Raw genomic sequence first — 17,524 nt, 5'->3', positions numbered from 1 at the left:
GGAAGGGGCGGCGGGGGCGAAGAACGCCCTACGCCAGCCCAGGCCCCCGCACGGGGATCGACGTGAACGTCGGCGCAGGCGCCGGATCCTGGAAGAAGTCGTTCCCCTTGTCGTCGACCACGATGAACGCAGGGAAGTCCTCGACCTCGATCTTCCAGACGGCCTCCATGCCGAGCTCCTCGTACTCGACGACCTCGACCTTCTTGATGCAGTCCTGCGCGAGCCGCGCCGCAGGACCGCCGATCGAGCCCAGGTAGAAGCCGCCGTGCGCGTCGCACGCCTTGGTGACCTGCGCCGACCGGTTGCCCTTCGCCAGCATCACCCGGGAGCCGCCCGCCGCCTGGAACTGCTCGACGTAGGAGTCCATACGGCCGGCCGTCGTCGGCCCGAAGGACCCGGACGCGTACCCCTCGGGCGTCTTCGCCGGTCCGGCGTAGTACACCGGGTGGTCCTTGAGGTACTGCGGCATCTCCTCGCCCGCGTCCAGCCGCTCCTTGATCTTGGCGTGCGCGATGTCGCGCGCCACGACGAGCGGCCCGGACAGGGACAGCCGGGTCTTCACGGGGTACTTGGTCAGCTCGGCGAGGATGTCGTCCATCGGCTGGTTGAGGTCGATGCGTACGACGTCCCCGTCGGACTCGAGGTGCTCCTCGGTCGTCTCCGGCAGGAACCGTGCCGGATCGGTCTCCAGCTGCTCCAGGAAGACGCCCTCGGCGGTGATCTTGGCGACGGCCTGCCGGTCGGCGGAGCACGAGACCGCGATCGCGACCGGGCACGAGGCCCCGTGCCGCGGAAGGCGCACGACGCGCACGTCGTGGCAGAAGTACTTGCCGCCGAACTGCGCGCCGATCCCGATCTTCTGGGTCAGCTCGAAGACCTTCTCCTCCAGCTCCTTGTCCCGGAAGCCGTGCCCCAGCGGCGAGCCCTCGGCGGGGATCTCGTCGAGGTAGTGCGCGGAGGCGTACTTGGCGGTCTTGAGCGCGTACTCGGCGGAGGTGCCGCCGACGACGATCGCGAGGTGGTACGGCGGGCAGGCGGCCGTACCCAGGGAGCGGATCTTCTCCTCCAGGAACTTCATCATGGAGGCCTCGTTGAGGACGGCCTTCGTCTCCTGGTAGAGGAAGGACTTGTTGGCGCTGCCGCCGCCCTTCGCCATGAAGAGGAACTTGTAGGCGCCGCCGTCGGCCGCGTACAGCTCGATCTGGGCCGGCAGGTTGGAGCCGGTGTTCTTCTCCTCCCACATGGTGAGGGGAGCCATCTGCGAGTAGCGCAGGTTCAGGTTCAGGTACGCGTCGTAGATCCCGCGCGAGAGGGCCGACTCGTCGCCGCCGTCGGTCAGCACGTTCTGCCCGCGCTTGCCCATGACGATGGCGGTGCCGGTGTCCTGGCACATGGGGAGCACGCCGGCGGCCGCGATGTTCGCGTTCTTCAGCAGGTCCAGGGCGACGAACTTGTCGTTGCCCGACGCCTCGGGGTCGTCGATGATCCGGCGCAGCTGCGCGAGGTGGGCCGGGCGCAGGTAGTGCTGGATGTCGTGGATGGCCTCCTCGGCGAGCTTGCGCAGCGCCTCCGGCTCCACCTTGAGGAAGGTCCGCCCGTCGGCCTCGAAGGTGGAGACACCCTCGGAGGTCACCAGCCGGTAGGGGGTGGTGTCCTCTCCCATGGGGAGCAGATCGGTGTACGCGAACTCAGGCATCTCGCCCATTCCTCACTCGACAGACAACACGGCCGGCCTCCGTTGGCAAGCGTCCACCAGCGTAGAACGTGCAACTGGCAGCGAGCTTGTGAGGTAAGGCTCAGTTCGGCACCGACCGGTACCGATCGACACCCGAACGAGGGGCTATCGCGATCTATCGTGTTTCGGTACGCTGCTGCCGTGGACCTTCAGAAGCAGACCGAACCGCCTGCCGCGGTGAGCGAGTTGCGTGCCTCGGACGCCGACCGTGACCGCATCGCCGACATCCTGCGCGAGGCTCTCGCCGAGGGGCGGCTCACCGCCGAGGAGCACTCCGAGCGCGTCGAGGGCGTGCTGGCCGCCAAGACGGTCGGTGAGCTGGACGTCTTCGTCCGGGACCTGCCCGCCGCGCACCCGCGGCAGGCCTCGCCGCGCATGCCGGCCCCGAACCGCCCGACGCCGGGTGCGATCCCGGCCGACCCGGACGACAACCTGGTCGCGATCTTCAGCGCCGCCGTCCGCAAGGGCCGCTGGCGCGCGGGCCGCCGTATCCACGCGTACGCGGTCTTCGGCAGTGTGGAGATCGACCTGAGCGAGGCGCTCTTCGAGTACCAGCAGGTCGTCATCAAGGCCTTCTCGGTCTTCGGCAACGTCGAGATCAGCGTTCCGGAGAACGTGTCGCTGCGCGGCACCGGCGGCGGCGTCCTCGGCAACTTCGAGGTGGACACCCTCGATTCCCCCGACCCCGACGCCCCCGTCATCTACGTCGACGGCTGGTCCGTCCTCGGTAACATCGAGGCCCGCCCCAAGCGCGGCAAGCTCGTCGCGGACGTCCTCGACCGGGTCCACCGCAAGGTCGACCGGAGTATGCGCAAGCACCTGGACCGTTGACGCTCGTGAATCCGGCGCTCCCGTCCGGCGGTTGGGGACTCAGTGCATAGGCGCGCGCACAGCGGGTAGGCCTTGCTGCATCGTCTCTCGCTCGCGAAGCCGTCGTCAGGAGTAGACCGTGCTGCAATCGCCGCATTCGTCCCAGGTCGCTGCCGTACCGGCCCAGCGGGTGCCAGCGCGAGACAGGGACCAAGACGCGCCCTGGCACACCGAAGCGGTGTGCCGGCGTGACGAGGCAGGCCTGTTCTTCGCCCCCTCCAAGGAGCCCACCGCGGCCCGGCTCTCCCGCGAGGAGGCGGCCAAGCGGGTCTGCGGCGGCTGTCCGGTCATGGTGGAGTGCCGGGAACACGCCTTGCTCCAGCCGGAGCCCTACGGCGTCTGGGGCGGCCTCACCGCCGCGGAACGCCGCGTGGTCCTGGCCCGCCGTCGCCGCAGGGACGTGGAACTGAAAAAGGCGACCAGGCCGGCGGACCACATAGCGGCAGCGGGCTAGACCCCGGCCGGACCTCGCGGATACACCCACACCCATGCGAAAGGGCGCCCCCACCGCACCGGGGGCGCCCTTTCCGCCGCGGGACCGCGGCACCCCGCGGGGCGCGGTTACTTCGCCCGGTCGAAGTCGATCGCGCTGTACGCGCGCAGCTTGCTGAGCCGGTGCTCGGAGTCGATCCTGCGCACCGTCCCCGACTTCGACCGCATCACGATCGAATCGGTGACCGCGGTCTCGGACCGGTAGCGCACCCCCCGCAGCAACTCGCCGTCCGTGATCCCGGTGGCGACGAAGAACACGTTCTCCCCGGTCACCAGGTCCTCGGTGGTGAGCACGCGGTCGAGGTCGTGCCCGGCGTCGATCGCCCGCTGCCGCTCCTCGTCGTCCTTGGGCCACAGCTTGCCCTGAATGGTGCCGCCCAGACACTTCACGGCGCAGGCCGAGATGATGCCCTCCGGGGTGCCGCCGACGCCGAGGAGGAGATCGACGCCGGTGCCCTCGCGCAGCGCGAGGATGGACCCGGCGACGTCGCCGTCGGTGATGAGCTTGATGCGGGCGCCGGTCTGGCGGATCTCGTCGATGATCCCCGCGTGCCGGGGCCGGTCCAGGATGACGACGGTGACGTCCTCCGGGGTGGCCCGCTTGGCCTTGGCGACCCGGCGGATGTTCACCGACACCGGGGCGTCGATGTCGACGAAGTCGGCGGCCTCGGGACCGGTGACCAGTTTGTCCATGTAGAACACGGCGGACGGGTCGAACATGGCGCCGCGCTCGGTGGCCGCGAGGACGGCGATCGCGTTCGGCATGCCCTTTGCCGTCAGCGTGGTGCCGTCGATCGGGTCGACGGCGATGTCGACCTCGGGCCCGGTCCCGTCACCGACGCGCTCGCCGTTGAACAGCATCGGCGCCTCGTCCTTCTCACCCTCACCGATGACGACGACGCCGTTCATCGAGACGGTGGAGACGAGGGTCCGCATGGCGCGCACCGCGGCACCGTCGGCGCCGTTCTTGTCGCCGCGTCCCACCCAGCGGCCCGCGGCCATGGCCGCGGCTTCGGTCACCCGGACCAGTTCGAGAGCGAGGTTGCGGTCGGGGGCCTCGGAGGGGACATCAAGTTCGGACGGCAGCTGATGATTCTCGGTCATCGGAACGCACCTTTCTGATACGGCGACGGCCGGATGAGGGTTCGACCCGACTCTATCGTCAGTCCGACAAAATGAGCAGGGGACCCCACGGATGAGCGCACCCGGCACCTGCGACGATAGGGGCGTGGCAGGTTCGAAAGGCAAGACGCAGACGGTCCGGGACATGGTGCTCTCCCTGGGCCTGATCATGGTCGCCGGTCTGGTGATGTACTTCTTCATCCCGCACGACGACAGCGCCGCTCCGGATGTGAAGCGGGTCGACTACCGCGTGGAGCTCCTCACGGCGCGCCGTGCGGCCTCCTACCCGGTGGCCGCGCCCGAGGGCCTGTCCCCGGACTGGAAGGCGACCTCGGTGCGCTTCGACGGCGCCCAGTTCGACGCCTGGCACCTCGGCTTCCACTCCCCCGACGGGGAGTACGTGGCGGTGGAGCAGTCGACCGAGAAGCGCGCGCGGTTCATCGACGACGCGAGCCAGGGCGCCCGGGAGACGAAGGCGACCGAGGAGATCGGCGGCCGGACCTGGACCCGGTACACCGGCGGACGCTACGACGCCCTGGTCCTGGAGGGCACCGACGGCGCCACGACGGTCGTCGCGGGTACGGCGTCGTTCGCCCAGCTGGCCGAGATGGCGGGCGCGCTGAGACTGGCGTGAGCGCCATGGGGCGCCCCGCGCGCCTCCGAGCACGACGAAGGCACCCTGCGGATCCGCAGGGTGCCTTCGTCGTGCTCGGGAGCGTCGCGTCTCAGACGGTGGTGACGACCTGCTCGTACGCCAGGCGCGGGGAGCGCGGGTAGGAGGCGCCCTCGCCCGGCTTGCCGATGTTGACGACGATCAGCGGGGTGTGGTCGTCGTCCAGGAACTCCTTGCGGATGCCCTCGGCGTCGAAGCCGGTCATCGGGCCCGCGGCGAGACCGGCGGCGCGGATGCCGACGATGAAGTACGCGGCCTGGAGGGCGGCGTTCAGCGTGGCGGAGCTCTCACGGGCCGGGCGCTCGGCGAAGAAGAGGTCCTTGGCCTGCGGGAACGACGGGAGAAGGGTCGGCAGCTCCTCGTGGAACTCGTTGTCCGCGGCGAGGATCGCGACCAGCGGGGCGGAGGCCGTCTTGGCCTGGTTGCCCTCGGCCATGTGCTGCACGAGGCGCTCGCGGGCCTCGGCGGAGCGGACCAGCGTGACGCGCAGCGGCGTCTGGTTGAAGGCGGTCGGGCCGAACTTGACCAGGTCGTAGATCGCCTGGACCTGCTCCTCGGTCACCGGCTCGTCGGTGAAGGTGTTCGCGGTGTGGGCATCGCGGAACAGGAGGTCCTGGGCGGCGGGGTCAAGTGCGAGAGACATGAGCGATCTTCCTCGGGTGGACGTCCGGAACCCGAACGTCGGGCCGGTTGACACGTCCGACACTACGGGACAGAACTTCAACGTTCAACAAAACCCGAGGCGCCGGTGACCGGCCTCACACGCCACAGCCCTCTCGCTCCCCTGCCTCCGCTACTCCCCCTCGGCGGGCCCCTCCTCCTCGGCGAGGGCCGCGTCCAGCCGGGCCCGCGCACCCTCCAGCCAGCGCCGGCACACCTTCGCCAGCTCCTCCCCGCGCTCCCACAGGGCGAGGGACTCCTCCAGCGTCGTACCCCCGGCCTCCAGGCGGCGTACGACCTCGATCAGCTCGTCGCGCGCCTGCTCGTACCCGAGCGCCTCGTCCGTCTTGCTCGTCATGCACCCAATCCCTGATCGTCTGCTCGAACCGTGAACTCACCCGCGGCGACCCGCGCGCGCAGCACCTCGTCGGCCGCCACCTCGCCCGGATCGCGGACCACATGGCCGTCGGCCTTCTGCAACACCGCGTACCCCCGCTTCAGCGTCGCCGCCGGGGACAGCCCGACCACGCGCGCGTGCGTGTGCGACAGCTCGGAGTCGGCGCGGTCCAGGAGATGCCCGAGCGTGCGCCGGGCGCGGTCGGCCAGCGAGGAGACCTGGTCCGCCCGCTCGTCGATCATCCGCTGCGGATCCCGTATCACCGGCCGGCCGAGCGCGTGACCGAGCCCGCGTTCCTCGCGCTCCACGAACGCCTCCACGCACCGCCGGGCCCGCCCGCGCAGCATCCGCACCCGCTCCAGCTCCTCGCCGACGTCCGGCACGACCCTCTTCGCCGCGTCGGTGGGCGTGGAGGCCCGCACGTCGGCCACATGGTCCAGCAGCGGGTTGTCGGGCTCGTGCCCGATCGCCGACACGAGGGGCGTACGGCAGGCCGCCACCGCCCGCACCAGCTGCTCGTCGGAGAACGGCAGCAGATCCTCCACGCTGCCGCCCCCGCGCGCGACGATGATCACGTCCACGTCCGTCCGGGCGTCCAGCTCCTTCACCGCCTGGACGACCTGCGGTACGGCGTGCACGCCCTGCACCGCGACATTGCGCACCTCGAAGCGGACCGCGGGCCAGCGGTGCCGGGCGTTCTCCAGCACGTCCCGCTCCGCCGCGGAGGCCCGCCCGCACACCAGTCCGATGAGCTGCGGAAGGAAGGGCAGCGGCCGCTTCCGCTCGGCGGCGAACAGCCCCTCCGCGGCGAGCGACTTCTTCAGCTGCTCCAGCCGAGCCAGCAGCTCCCCGACACCCACCGGCCGTATCTCGACGGCCCGCAGCGACAGCTGCCCGCGCGGGGCGTACCACTCCGGCTTGGCGTGCACGACGACGCGCGCGCCCTCCCCGACGACGTCGGCGACCGTGTCGAAGACCTGCCGGAAGCAGGTCACGCCCACGGAGATGTCGTGCGACGGGTCGCGCAGCGTCAGGAACACCACACCCGCCCCCGGGCGCCGCGACAACTGGGTGATCTGCCCCTCGACCCACACCGCGCCGAGCCGCTCGATCCACCCCCCGATGAGCCGCGAGACCTCCCCGACGGGCAGCGGAGCCTCAGCAGACGTGTTGACAGCCATGCCGCGAGCGTAGTGGCCCCCGCTGACAACCCGGGGCCCGAGCACGCGCGCGATCTCTGCGCCCCCTTCCCCGGCCTTACGATGGGACGCATGACTGCTTCGTCTGGCCGCCGTGTCCTGCTCGCCGCCCCCCGGGGCTACTGCGCGGGTGTGGACCGCGCCGTGATCGCCGTCGAGAAAGCCCTGGAGCAGTACGGCGCTCCTGTCTACGTCCGCCACGAGATCGTCCACAACAAGTACGTCGTGCAGACCCTGGAGAAGAAGGGCGCCATCTTCGTCGAACGGACGGAGGAGGTCCCGCCGGGCAACATCGTCATGTTCTCGGCGCACGGCGTCGCCCCGGTCGTCCACCAGGAGGCCGAGCGCGGCAGGCTCGCCACCATCGACGCGACCTGCCCCCTCGTCACCAAGGTCCACAAGGAAGCCGTCCGGTTCGCCGACGAGGACTACGACATCCTCCTGATCGGCCACGAGGGCCACGAGGAGGTCATCGGCACCTCCGGCGAGGCCCCCGACCACATCCAGCTCGTCGACGGGCCCTCGGACGTCGCCAAGGTCGAGGTCCGCGACCCCTCCAAGGTCGTCTGGCTGTCCCAGACCACCCTCTCCGTCGACGAGACGATGGAGACCGTCGACGCCCTCAAGGACAAGTTCCCGCAGCTCATCTCCCCGCCCAGCGACGACATCTGCTACGCCACGCAGAACCGTCAGCTCGCGGTGAAGCAGATGGGCGCCGAGGCGGAACTGGTGATCGTCGTCGGCTCCCGCAACTCCTCGAACTCCAAGCGGCTCGTCGAGGTCGCCAAGCTCGCCGGCGCCCGCGAGGCGTACCTGGTGGACTTCGCGAGCGAGATCGACGAGGCGTGGCTGGAGGGCGTGACGACGGTGGGCGTCACCTCCGGCGCCTCCGTCCCCGAGATCCTCGTCGAGGAGGTCCTCGGCTGGCTCGGCGAGCGCGGCTACGGCGACGTGGAGCTGGTGAAGGCGGCCGAGGAGCACATCATCTTCTCGCTGCCCAAGGAACTCCGCCGCGACCTGCGCGAGGAGGCCGCCGCGCTGGTGGCCGAGCGTGGCGGGAGCGGCCCGGCGCAGACCTCGGCCGAGTGACGGTCCGTCCGCCGTCGTAACGTGGAGCCATGCAGATCTTCGGCGTGGACATCGGTGGATCCGGGATCAAGGGCGCCCCTGTGGACCTCGACAGGGGCGACCTGGCCCAGGAGCGCTTCAAGGTGCTCACCCCGCAACCGGCGACGCCCGACGGCGTGGCCGACAGTGTGCGGCAGGTGGTCGAGAACTTCGGCTGGACGGGCCCGGTCGGCCTGACCTTCCCGGGCGTCGTCACCGGCGGCTCCACGATCCGTACCGCGGCCAACGTCGACAAGGACTGGATCGACACGGACGCGCGGGCCCTGTTCAGCGAGCGGCTGGGCGGGCTGCCGGTCACCGTGGTCAACGACGCCGACGCGGCCGGTGTCGCCGAGGTCGCCTTCGGCGCCGGCCGTGACCGCCGGGGCACCGTCATCCTCCTCACCTTCGGCACCGGCATCGGCAGTGCCGTCTTCGTGGACGGCGTCCTCGTCCCCAACACCGAGCTGGGCCACCTGGAACTGCACGGCCACGACGCGGAGACCCGCGCCTCCAGCAAGGCCAGGGAGGACGGCGACCTGACATGGGAACACTGGGCGCACCGCGTCCAGAAGTACCTCGCCCATGTCGAGATGCTCTTCTCGCCCGAACTGTTCGTCATCGGCGGCGGTGTCAGCCGTAAGTCCGAGAAGTTCCTGCACTTCATCGACGGCATCCAGGCCGAGATCGTCCCGGCGCAGCTGCAGAACAACGCGGGGATCGTGGGCGCGGCCATGCGGGCGGCGAAGGAGAGCCGGTAGCGGTCCTCCCTGGGCACCCGGCGGTCCTCCCGGGCCTGGCGGTCCGGCCGGGCCCGGCGGGTTCCGGCCGGCCCGGCGTCAGCGGCGGGCGGTGGCCCGGCGGCGCCGGGCCACCAGGACCACCCGGCGCACCAGCACGGTCAGCGCGGCCAGCAGCGTCCCGCCGTACAGCCAGCCCACCTGGGTGGCCAGGGCCGTGGCCAGCGCCATCAGCCGGGCGCCGGGCCCGTCGCCGTCCTTCGCCAGCGGCAGGACGCCCACGGCGAAGGCGATCGGCACCACGACGGGCGCGGCGACCAGGTCCGCCCGGCGCACCCACAGCCCGCACAGCACGCACACCGGCAGGAACAGCACGCCGTATGCCGTCTGCGCCGTCGGGGAGGCGCCCAGCAGCAGCCGTTCGAGCCAGCCGAGCGTCACCATCACCAGTACGGCGAACAGTCCCGTGCCGAGCCCGGTGAGCCGGGGATTGGGCATCCGCCCGCCCACCGCCGGAGGCGGGGCGGACACGGGGGAGCGGGCCGGTTTCGGGAGCCGGGGACCGGGACGGCGTTGCGGGTCCGCCCGGCCGGCGCGCACCGAACCGTTCCCGCGGCGGGCGTCACCGGCTCCGCCGCGGCCGGTCTGCGGCGGCAAGGGCACGGTGCCGCGTCGCGTCCTGTGTTGCTCCACCCGTCCAACTTAGGTCGGTTTATGTGCCGAATCGGGGGCGGGACACGCCGGAGGGGCGACCTTGGCCATGCGTTCGACAGGTCCGCCGGGGCGGGCGCGGGCACGCCGTAAACTGGTGGATCGGCCGGTCCTCTGGCCCTCTGGCCCTCTCACTACGGGAAGTCGCAACGTGTCGCTCACGATCGGAATCGTCGGTCTGCCGAATGTCGGCAAGTCGACCCTGTTCAACGCCCTGACCAAGAACGACGTGCTGGCGGCCAACTACCCGTTCGCCACGATCGAGCCGAACGTGGGCGTCGTGGGCGTCCCCGACGCCCGGCTCACCAAGCTCGCCGAGATCTTCGGCTCGCAGCGGATCCTCCCCGCGACCGTCGACTTCGTCGACATCGCGGGCATCGTGCGCGGTGCGTCCGAGGGCGAGGGCCTGGGCAACAAGTTCCTGGCCAACATCCGCGAGTCCGACGCGATCTGCCAGGTCATCCGCGCCTTCAAGGACGAGAACGTCGTGCACGTCGACGGCAAGGTCTCGCCGAAGGACGACATCGAGACGATCAACACCGAGCTGATCCTCGCCGACCTCCAGACCGTCGAGAAGGTCCTTCCCCGCCTCCAGCGGGAGTCGCGCATCAAGAAGGACATCGGCCCCAAGGTGAAGGCCGTCGAGGAGGCCAAGGAGATCCTGGAGAAGGGCGACACGCTCTTCTCGCACGGCATCCTCCAGGGCACCGAGCGCGACGAACTCCTTCACGACCTGCACCTCCTCACCACCAAGCCCTTCCTCTACGTCTTCAACGTCGACGAGGACGAGCTGGTCGACGAGGACTTCAAGAACGAGCAGCGCGCCCTGGTCGCCCCCGCCGAGGCGATCTTCCTCAACGCCAAGCTGGAGTCGGACCTCGCCGAGCTGGACGAGGAGGACGCCATGGAGCTGCTGGAGTCGGTCGGCGCCGAGGAGCCCGGCCTCGCCACCCTCGCCCGCGTCGGCTTCAACACCCTCGGCCTGCAGACCTACCTCACGGCAGGCCCCAAGGAATCCCGCGCCTGGACGATCAAGAAGGGCGCCACCGCCCCCGAGGCCGCCGGCGTCATCCACACCGACTTCCAGAAGGGCTTCATCAAGGCGGAGGTCATCTCCTTCGCCGACCTGGTGGAAACCGGCTCGGTGGCAGAGGCCCGAGCCAAGGGCAAGGCCCGCATGGAGGGCAAGGACTATGTGATGCAGGACGGGGACGTGGTGGAGTTCCGGTTCAACGTGTGACTTAACACCACGTCGCTGATCTGGCAAACATGCAGGTCAGGGAGGGTCCGGCTCTTCGGGGTCGGGCCCTTTGTTCTTTCCCGTGCTGGGATGGTGCTGGGATAGCTGACCTCTCGTCACCTGTCGTCGTCCCTGGTCATCCGTACCGTGCTGGGATCGTGCTGGGATGGGATGAGGGTGCCCGTGCTGGGATTTGTGCGAGCGGGGCACTGGCCGAGCTGTGAAGGTAGTGCGGACGTGGCACTTTTCCTACTCGTTTGACACAATCGAGGGCATGGCTGAGACGACGTACAGCATCGGGGAAGGGCCAGCGACGCGGGTGAGCCTGTCGCTGCCGGAGGGGACCGCGGAGGCGATTCGGGCTCGGGTGGGCAAGCGGGAGTTCTCCGCGTTCATCGCGGAGGCGGTCGAGCGTGAGCTGCGCGGACAGGTCCTGGACGAGTACCTGGCGGACTACGAGAGCCGCAAGGGGCCGGTCTCCGGGCAGGCTCGTCAGCGGGCGCGGCAGGTCTTCGACGAGGTGTTCGCCGAGGAGGCCGAGTGGCCCGCCGCAGGTTGAGTCACGAGGGGACGCTCGTCCTCGACAGCGAGGGACTCTCGAAGCTGCTCGTTGACGAAGAACAGGTGGTGGCTCTGATCGCTGAGGCGCGCTCGCGCGGCATGGAGGTCGTGATCAGTGCGCTCACCATTATCGAGGCCGTCCGTGCCCGTACGAACAAGTCGCGCCTGAACTCGGTGCTTTCCGGGCTGCGGGTCGTCCCGGTCGGTGACGAGGAGGCGAGGGCTGCCTCGAAGTTGCTGATGGATGCCGGGTTGCACGGACACAAGTACGCGATCGATGCGGCCGTCGCCGAGGCCGCGCTGCGACAGTACCGCCCCGTGGTCATGCTGACTTCCGATATTGACGACATGGCCAAGCTGTGCGGCGAGCGGGTCCGGCTCGTGGCGGTGTGATTTCCCTTGGTCCGGCTCAGTAGGAGCGGGGTCCGTAGGGGCTCCAGTGACCGAGGAAGGGCTTGAGGTCGTCGCCGCTGGGTTTCGGCGGCGTGGGCAGTTTCGGCGCTGAGGCCGATTCGGTGAGGTTTTGGAGGTGCGCGTCCGCGAACGCGAGCCACGCCTCGACCTCGGTCCGCTCCTGCCCGGGCGGAAGTGATGTGGCATGGACGCCTACTGCTGCGACGTATTCAGTCAGGCGGCTGGCCTGGTACCAGGTGTCTGCCTGTTCTCCGAGGTGTTTGACGCGGTAGGCGTGGGCGTAGGCGGCGTGGGCTTCCTGCATGGCGGCTTCCCAGCGCTTTTGCTGTACCTCTCTGGCTTGCTGGTCTGCAAGGCGTTTGCGTTCTGCGGCCTCGCCGCGGAGTCCGACCTCCTGCACGATCTCGGCGAGTTGTTCTTCCAGAGGCCGGTCGGGGAGATCTACCCATTCGCTTGCACGGTGCGGGCTGCCGCCGCGGAGTATGAAGCGTAGGCGGCTGGAGGGGATGTAGTCGAAGCGGGGGATACGCATCCATGAGTACTTCTTGGCGTCGGCGAGTTCCTTGTCTGTGGGGACGTGTTCGCTGCGGTCCTGTTCTTGGAGGACGAGGAATCCGACACTTTCGCCTTGGGCGGTGATGGAGAAGTGCGGTGGTGCCTTGCGGCGCCGATGGGGCGGGGGCGCGCCTTGTGTGGTTCCGAGCGATGCCTTGTGGCCTTGGGCTGTGGTGGCGGTGATGAGGGTTTGGATGATGCGCAGGGCTCGGCCCTGGAGGGGTTTGGTCAGGCCCATGGGCTGCGGCTGCTTTTGGAGGGCGGCCACGACGGCATGGGGTTTGGTGAGTCTGGCCGGCACAGGGAGCGGGGTGAGTTCCGCGAGGCGCCAGGCAGGGATGTCGACCAGCTTGATCTCGTAGCCGCGGTGGGTGCGGTATCCGTGGAGTTCCTGCGTGTGGGGGATCTTGCCGGACTTGCGGGCGGCGTTGACCCGTGACGCCCAATTCACCGCGTGCGGGCCGGATTCGATGGGCTTGATGAGACAGCCGTCGTTCGCAACGGCCAGTTCATCGAGTAGCTGGTCCGCGTAGTTCGCAAGGGCCTTCGGCACGGCTCGGGGGCGCGGCGGTGCCGGATTTCGGGCGGGGCGCTCCGGCGGTCGGGTGCTCTGCTCCACGGGGCGCATGCCGCGTTCGATGAGATGCTGCCGCCCCTTCTCGGTGAGGTGGGCGCTCCAATGCCCGCGGCGTTTGGTGACCTTGATGAGCCCTCGGTTCTGCAGGGCTTGTCCGCTGGTCTTGTACGTGCTGTCTGGCCAGACTCCGTCGGGACACCCCTGGCCCACCCAGCCGAGCACGGCCTGCTGCCGATTATTGAGGGCCTGTTCCATGTAGCCTCCCGCCGTTCCCTGGGTGCCCTGCCCCCGGAGACGATGCCCGCTGCCCTTGCGGGAATTCTGGGCTGTTGAAAGGACTCCTCGTTCGGGTGAGAGATGTAGAGGGCGTGTTTACGGCGAGAGTAGTGATTCCTGGTATTGATGCGAAACGGCTTGGGTTCAGAGTCGTCGATAGGGATCTGGCTGAACTGGCTTGGGGTGCGGGTGGACGTCCGGGAGGGGCAGTGCGCCGACATCGTGGTGCACGCAGCTGAGCCCGAGATCGGGCGTACGTGGACGTTGTCGACGGTCACCGCGGTGCGCGTCTGAACAGATCACCGTGGACGGAGCCGTCTTGCCGAGGTAGATCTTGAACGCCTCGCGGATCTGGCCACGTGTGTAGCCGGCGGTGTTGACGTTGGCCGGTACGACCTCCCGCTCGTATCCGCGCATGCAGGCGGACAGGTACGTGACCACGCTCGATGCTCCCGTGCTGGAGACGAACAGGTTGTGGGCGGTCCGCAGGTCGGTGTGCAACCCTGCGAAATTACGCGCGTGGCCGATGCCGAACCGGCTGGCGGTGTAGTACTTGCACTCGATGGCCAGCAGGCACGAGGCAGGGCAGCTGGACGAACTGGTGGCGTACATCGCGCGCCGCTTCCCCGGCTCCTGGGGGATGCTCTACGACCGCTCGGACGACGGAGGCATCCTGAACGCCGACAACGCGTTCCGGGTGCGCGTCATGCGCAGGGGGATCGTGGAGGAGCGCCTGGATCCGTTCCTCTCGCCGTGCAATCCGGTGATCGAGGACTGACCGAGGACTGACCGAGGACCGATCGAGGACTGACCGGGGCGACCGTTCCTCTCGTCCCGTCAGGAATGCGCTCACCGCCCGGATCGTCGTATTCGTGCCCGCCGTACCGCCCCCGCGGGTACCGCGCTTACCATGCGCCCAGTCGTACGTCAGTTCTGCATCGCCGTGTGCAGCCTGGTGCGGCCCGCCCCGCCCGCCGTCTGAGCCAGGAGCACGGTACTCGTGTCCATACCCCCGCCCCCCGGGTCCCAGCAGCCTCAGGATCCGTACGGACCTCCGCAGCCGCAGCCGCAGGGGCCCGGCCCGTATCCGCAGCAGCCGTACGGCCCGCAGGCGCCCCACGGGACGTATCCGGGGGCGCCGTACGCGGTCTGGGGGCAGGGGTATCTGCCGCTCAACCGGCCCGCGCCGGTCAACGGGGTCGCGATCGCCGCGCTCGTCCTCGGCGTGCTGTGCTTCCTGCCGGCCGTAGGTCTGGTGCTCGGTGTCATCGCGCTGCTGCAGATCAAGAAGCGGGGGGAGCGTGGCACGGGCATGGCGATCGGCGGGGCCGTGCTGTCCTCGCTCGGGCTCGCGCTGTGGGTGGTGATGCTGGCCACCGGGGGCGCCTCCTCGTTCTGGGAGGGCTTCAAGGAGGGCGCGAAGGCCAACTCCAGCCTTTCCCTGGCCAAGGGCGACTGCTTCGACGTGCCGGGTGACTCCGTCGAGGAGGACGTCTACGACGTCGACACGGTGGACTGCGGGGGGGAGCACGAGGGCGAGGTGTTCGGCACCGTCCAGCTGTCCGGCGGGAGTTACCCGGGCGACGCCGCGGTGGCGGACGAGGCCGAGGACAAGTGCTACGCCCTCGGGTCCCAGTACACCTTGGACACCTGGACGCTGACCGACGAGGTCGACCACTATCACTTCACGCCCACCCGGGAGAGCTGGGAGTGGGGCGACCGTCAGATCGCCTGCTTCTTCGGCAACACCGACGAGCGGTCCACCCTGACCGGCTCGCTGCGCTCCGACGCCACGACGCTGACCGTCGATCAACTGACCTTCCTCAAGGCCGTGAACGCCGTCGACGAGGCGCTCTACGAGGAGCCCGAGGACTACGCCGAGGACGACCTGGCCGCCAACAAGGCCTGGGCCGGCGATGTGGCGGACGCGACCGCGGAGCAGGCCGAGGCGCTGGAGAGGCACACCTGGCAGTCGGCCGCCCGGCAGCCCGTCGCCGACCTCGTGAAGGCCATGGGCGAGACCGGCAAGGAGTGGACGGCGGCGTCGACGGCCGCCGACGTGGACACCTTCTACGAGCACTACGACATCGCCTACTCCTCCATCTACGGCGACGAGACCATCACCGCACGCGAGGCTCTGGGGCTGGCCTCGACCCCGCCCGCGTTCGAGGAGGACAGCGAGGGCGGGAGCACCGGGGGAAGTGGCGACGGCCTGGACGTGTGATCGCTTCCATAGCGGGGAGAAACTGCCTGCGTAAAGCCCTTCCCGGATATAAGTCATCACATCGAGTGATTCTCTGGCCTTTGCTTGCACAGGACAACTGATGGTTGCCACGCTGTAGCTGTCTGTACAAGCTGATGGGAGCGGCCAGTGACATTCGGTGAGCAGCCTGCGTACCTGCGGGTCGCGGGCGATCTCCGCAAGCAGATCGTCGACGGCTCGCTGCCACCGCACACCCGCCTCCCGTCCCAGGCCCGCATCCGCGAGGAGTACGGCGTCTCCGACACGGTCGCGCTGGAGGCGCGCAAGGTGCTGATGGCCGAGGGTCTGGTCGAGGGCCGTTCCGGTTCGGGGACGTATGTGCGCGAGCGGCCCGTGCCACGCCGGATCGCCCGTTCCGGGTACCGCCCGGAGTCCGGTGCGACACCCTTCCGGCAGGAGCAGGCCGACGTCGAGGCGCGTGGCACCTGGGAGTCGCGCAGCGAGCAGGCCGAGGCGAGCCTGGCGGTCGCCGAGCGGCTGGCCGTCAAGCCCGGCGACCGCGTGATGTGCACGCGCTATGTGTTCCGCGAGGCCGGCGAGGCGATGATGCTCTCCACCTCCTGGGAGCCCCTCGCCGTCACCGGCCGCACGCCCGTCATGCTGCCCGAGGAGGGACCGCTCGGCGGCATGGGCGTCGTCGAGCGGATGCGCGCCATCGACGTGATCGTGGACAACGTCACCGAGGAGGTCGGTGCGCGCCCCGGCCTCGCCGAGGAGCTCCTCGCCCTCGGCGGCGTGCCGGGCCATGTCGTCCTGGTCGTCCAGCGCACGTACTACGCCTCGGGCCGCCCGGTCGAGACCGCCGACGTGGTCATCCCCGCCGACCGCTACCAGGTCGCCTACCACCTCCCGGTGAGGTGACTCCGCCGCCCGCCCCACCGCGGGGGTGAAACGGCGCACACCCTTGCGGCAGCGGCGCACACCCCCGTGGCAGTTGCCCCCGGAATCACCCGGCGGGGCGGTCTTGCTGGGGACATCGGAATCCGGTCGTTTCCGCGCGTTCCCGCAGGTCGCCCGCCAGGTGCCCGGCAACCCGCCGACCGGAGGCATCGCGCCGCGCGGGCGGCGCGTTCGGTCCCGTGCGCCCCCTGCGCCTTGGCTGGTTGCGTACCTGTTTGTGAAAAGCCGTGTTCGCTCCGTAAAGGTTGGGCGTACGCTCGGGCATATGCGGATTGCGGTTTCCTCAGAGGGCGGGACGCGGGTCGCACCGCGGACGGGATCCGACCCGGCCGGGGCGAGAAGGGGGCGTGGGGTGCGATGAACGAGAGCACCGTGTCGCTGCCCTGGCTCGTCATACGCCAGGACGACAACGGCAATCGCTACCGCGTCGGCCGGTACGCGACGCGCGACGAGGCCCAGAAGATCGCGGACAGCCTCGACCACCGCGGCCACAAGCAGCTCTACTGGGTCGAACGCATCGGGCAGAACGGCGACGGCGTACGCGACTGAACGCGGAGCGCCGGGGACGGCGTACGGACCTGGCGTCCCGGAAGTTCCGTATGTCCCGGAAGTCCCGGACTGTTGTCCCCTGGCCGCTCCCGTAGGCTCCGGCGCATGACGGAACGGATCGTGGTGGTCGGAGCCGCCCTTCTCGACGGTGACCGCCTGCTCGCCGCACGCCGCAGCGCGCCCCCCGAACTCGCCGGACGCTGGGAACTGCCCGGTGGCAAGGTCGAGCCGGGCGAGCGGCCCGAGGAGGCCCTCGTCCGCGAACTGCGCGAGGAACTCGGCGTCGACGCGCGCACCGTGGAGCGCGTACCGGGGGAGTGGCCGCTGAGGCAGCCCTACGTCCTGCGAGTGTGGACCGCCTGCCTTCGACCCGCCTCCGCCGCTCCCGCCCCGCTCCAGGACCACGACGCTCTGCGCTGGCTCACGCCCGAGGAGATCTGGGACGTCGACTGGCTCGACCAGGACGTCCCAGATCTCCTCGGG

21 protein-coding genes are annotated in these 17,524 nt (G+C 69.7%); 13 read left to right on the top strand and 8 right to left on the bottom strand.

What is annotated here, in order from left to right:
- Positions 1 to 28: 28 nt before the first annotated feature.
- The gene (locus BZL64_RS00545) at positions 29 to 1,696 is read right to left on the bottom strand and encodes a fumarate hydratase (RefSeq protein ID WP_167396068.1); all 1,668 of its coding nucleotides are present in this window, start codon (positions 1,694 to 1,696) and stop codon (positions 29 to 31) included.
- Between the two features lie 180 nt (positions 1,697 to 1,876).
- Between BZL64_RS00545 and BZL64_RS00540 the strand changes: the two genes are divergently transcribed.
- Together BZL64_RS00540 and BZL64_RS00535 are read left to right on the top strand one after the other, a co-directional pair.
- On the top strand, positions 1,877 to 2,566 hold the full coding sequence (locus BZL64_RS00540; protein WP_086764686.1) for a DUF1707 SHOCT-like domain-containing protein: 690 nt from the start codon (positions 1,877 to 1,879) through the stop codon (positions 2,564 to 2,566).
- A gap of 118 nt (positions 2,567 to 2,684) precedes the next feature.
- Positions 2,685 to 3,059, top strand: a complete 375-nt coding sequence (locus tag BZL64_RS00535) for a WhiB family transcriptional regulator (protein WP_086764683.1) — start codon at positions 2,685 to 2,687, stop codon at positions 3,057 to 3,059.
- A 107-nt stretch (positions 3,060 to 3,166) separates the two neighbouring features.
- Here the strand turns inward: BZL64_RS00535 and glpX are convergent, their stop codons facing one another.
- Positions 3,167 to 4,201 carry a class II fructose-bisphosphatase gene (gene glpX, locus BZL64_RS00530; protein ID WP_086764679.1) on the bottom strand — a complete coding sequence of 345 codons (1,035 nt, stop codon included), beginning with the start codon at positions 4,199 to 4,201 and terminating at the stop codon, positions 3,167 to 3,169.
- 124 nt (positions 4,202 to 4,325) lie between these two features.
- Between glpX and BZL64_RS00525 the strand changes: the two genes are divergently transcribed.
- The gene (locus BZL64_RS00525; protein WP_167396067.1) at positions 4,326 to 4,853 is read left to right on the top strand and encodes a DUF4245 domain-containing protein; all 528 of its coding nucleotides are present in this window, start codon (positions 4,326 to 4,328) and stop codon (positions 4,851 to 4,853) included.
- A 91-nt stretch (positions 4,854 to 4,944) separates the two neighbouring features.
- On the opposite strand, the gene BZL64_RS00520 is transcribed toward BZL64_RS00525, so the two are convergent.
- The 3 genes from BZL64_RS00520 to xseA form a co-directional block, all read right to left on the bottom strand.
- A complete protein-coding gene (locus BZL64_RS00520; protein WP_086764673.1) occupies positions 4,945 to 5,535 on the bottom strand; it encodes a malonic semialdehyde reductase in 591 nt (196 codons plus the stop codon).
- Positions 5,536 to 5,685: 150 nt separating this feature from the next.
- Positions 5,686 to 5,910 carry an exodeoxyribonuclease VII small subunit gene (locus BZL64_RS00515; protein ID WP_086764670.1) on the bottom strand — a complete coding sequence of 75 codons (225 nt, stop codon included), beginning with the start codon at positions 5,908 to 5,910 and terminating at the stop codon, positions 5,686 to 5,688.
- The gene (gene xseA, locus BZL64_RS00510; protein WP_086764665.1) at positions 5,907 to 7,130 is read right to left on the bottom strand and encodes an exodeoxyribonuclease VII large subunit; all 1,224 of its coding nucleotides are present in this window, start codon (positions 7,128 to 7,130) and stop codon (positions 5,907 to 5,909) included. Before xseA ends, BZL64_RS00515 begins: the two co-directional genes overlap by 4 nt.
- Before the next feature lie 81 nt (positions 7,131 to 7,211).
- On the opposite strand from xseA, the gene BZL64_RS00505 reads away from it, so the two are divergent.
- Both BZL64_RS00505 and ppgK read left to right on the top strand, forming a co-directional pair.
- A complete protein-coding gene (locus tag BZL64_RS00505; protein ID WP_086764661.1) occupies positions 7,212 to 8,237 on the top strand; it encodes a 4-hydroxy-3-methylbut-2-enyl diphosphate reductase in 1,026 nt (341 codons plus the stop codon).
- Positions 8,238 to 8,266: 29 nt separating this feature from the next.
- Positions 8,267 to 9,016 carry a polyphosphate--glucose phosphotransferase gene (gene ppgK / locus BZL64_RS00500; protein ID WP_086764658.1) on the top strand — a complete coding sequence of 250 codons (750 nt, stop codon included), beginning with the start codon at positions 8,267 to 8,269 and terminating at the stop codon, positions 9,014 to 9,016.
- Between the two features lie 78 nt (positions 9,017 to 9,094).
- Here ppgK and BZL64_RS00495 read toward each other — a convergent pair whose 3' ends face one another.
- A complete protein-coding gene (locus tag BZL64_RS00495) occupies positions 9,095 to 9,493 on the bottom strand; it encodes a DUF6542 domain-containing protein (RefSeq protein ID WP_086764704.1) in 399 nt (132 codons plus the stop codon).
- Between the two features lie 364 nt (positions 9,494 to 9,857).
- On the opposite strand from BZL64_RS00495, the gene ychF reads away from it, so the two are divergent.
- The 3 genes from ychF (at position 9,858) to BZL64_RS00480 (ending at position 11,900) form a co-directional block, all read left to right on the top strand.
- Complete coding sequence (gene ychF / locus BZL64_RS00490) at positions 9,858 to 10,946, top strand: redox-regulated ATPase YchF (protein ID WP_086764653.1); 1,089 nt, start codon at positions 9,858 to 9,860, stop codon at positions 10,944 to 10,946.
- Between the two features lie 274 nt (positions 10,947 to 11,220).
- Complete coding sequence (locus BZL64_RS00485; RefSeq protein WP_086764700.1) at positions 11,221 to 11,505, top strand: hypothetical protein; 285 nt, start codon at positions 11,221 to 11,223, stop codon at positions 11,503 to 11,505.
- Positions 11,487 to 11,900 (top strand): DNA-binding protein, encoded by a 414-nt coding sequence (locus tag BZL64_RS00480; protein ID WP_086764649.1) that lies wholly within the window; start codon positions 11,487 to 11,489, stop codon positions 11,898 to 11,900. The genes BZL64_RS00485 and BZL64_RS00480 overlap by 19 nt, the downstream gene beginning before the upstream one ends.
- 16 nt (positions 11,901 to 11,916) lie before the next feature.
- Here the strand turns inward: BZL64_RS00480 and BZL64_RS40750 are convergent, their stop codons facing one another.
- Both BZL64_RS40750 and BZL64_RS00460 read right to left on the bottom strand, forming a co-directional pair.
- The gene (locus BZL64_RS40750; RefSeq protein ID WP_244205118.1) at positions 11,917 to 13,308 is read right to left on the bottom strand and encodes a hypothetical protein; all 1,392 of its coding nucleotides are present in this window, start codon (positions 13,306 to 13,308) and stop codon (positions 11,917 to 11,919) included.
- 165 nt (positions 13,309 to 13,473) lie between these two features.
- Entirely contained in the window at positions 13,474 to 13,830 is a 357-nt protein-coding gene (locus BZL64_RS00460) for a hypothetical protein (RefSeq protein ID WP_086764642.1), read from the bottom strand.
- A gap of 61 nt (positions 13,831 to 13,891) precedes the next feature.
- Here BZL64_RS00460 and BZL64_RS00455 point away from each other — a divergent pair, with 61 nt between their 5' ends.
- From BZL64_RS00455 to BZL64_RS00435, 5 genes are all read left to right on the top strand, one after another.
- Positions 13,892 to 14,107 carry an Imm7 family immunity protein gene (locus BZL64_RS00455; protein WP_086764639.1) on the top strand — a complete coding sequence of 72 codons (216 nt, stop codon included), beginning with the start codon at positions 13,892 to 13,894 and terminating at the stop codon, positions 14,105 to 14,107.
- 222 nt (positions 14,108 to 14,329) lie between these two features.
- Complete coding sequence (locus BZL64_RS00450) at positions 14,330 to 15,553, top strand: DUF4190 domain-containing protein (RefSeq protein WP_086764635.1); 1,224 nt, start codon at positions 14,330 to 14,332, stop codon at positions 15,551 to 15,553.
- Positions 15,554 to 15,700: 147 nt separating this feature from the next.
- Positions 15,701 to 16,453, top strand: a complete 753-nt coding sequence (locus BZL64_RS00445; protein ID WP_086764632.1) for a GntR family transcriptional regulator — start codon at positions 15,701 to 15,703, stop codon at positions 16,451 to 16,453.
- A 396-nt stretch (positions 16,454 to 16,849) separates the two neighbouring features.
- The gene (locus tag BZL64_RS00440) at positions 16,850 to 17,041 is read left to right on the top strand and encodes an SPOR domain-containing protein (protein WP_086764622.1); all 192 of its coding nucleotides are present in this window, start codon (positions 16,850 to 16,852) and stop codon (positions 17,039 to 17,041) included.
- Positions 17,042 to 17,146: 105 nt separating this feature from the next.
- On the top strand, positions 17,147 to 17,524 hold a 378-nt coding region (locus BZL64_RS00435), incomplete at its 3' end, for a (deoxy)nucleoside triphosphate pyrophosphohydrolase (RefSeq protein WP_107430173.1).

Source organism: Streptomyces bobili, assembly GCF_002154575.1.
Taxonomy (GTDB): Bacteria; Actinomycetota; Actinomycetes; order Streptomycetales; family Streptomycetaceae; genus Streptomyces; species Streptomyces bobili.
The sequence above is the reverse complement of the archived record's forward strand: the minus strand, read 5'-3'. Positions and strand labels throughout refer to the sequence as shown.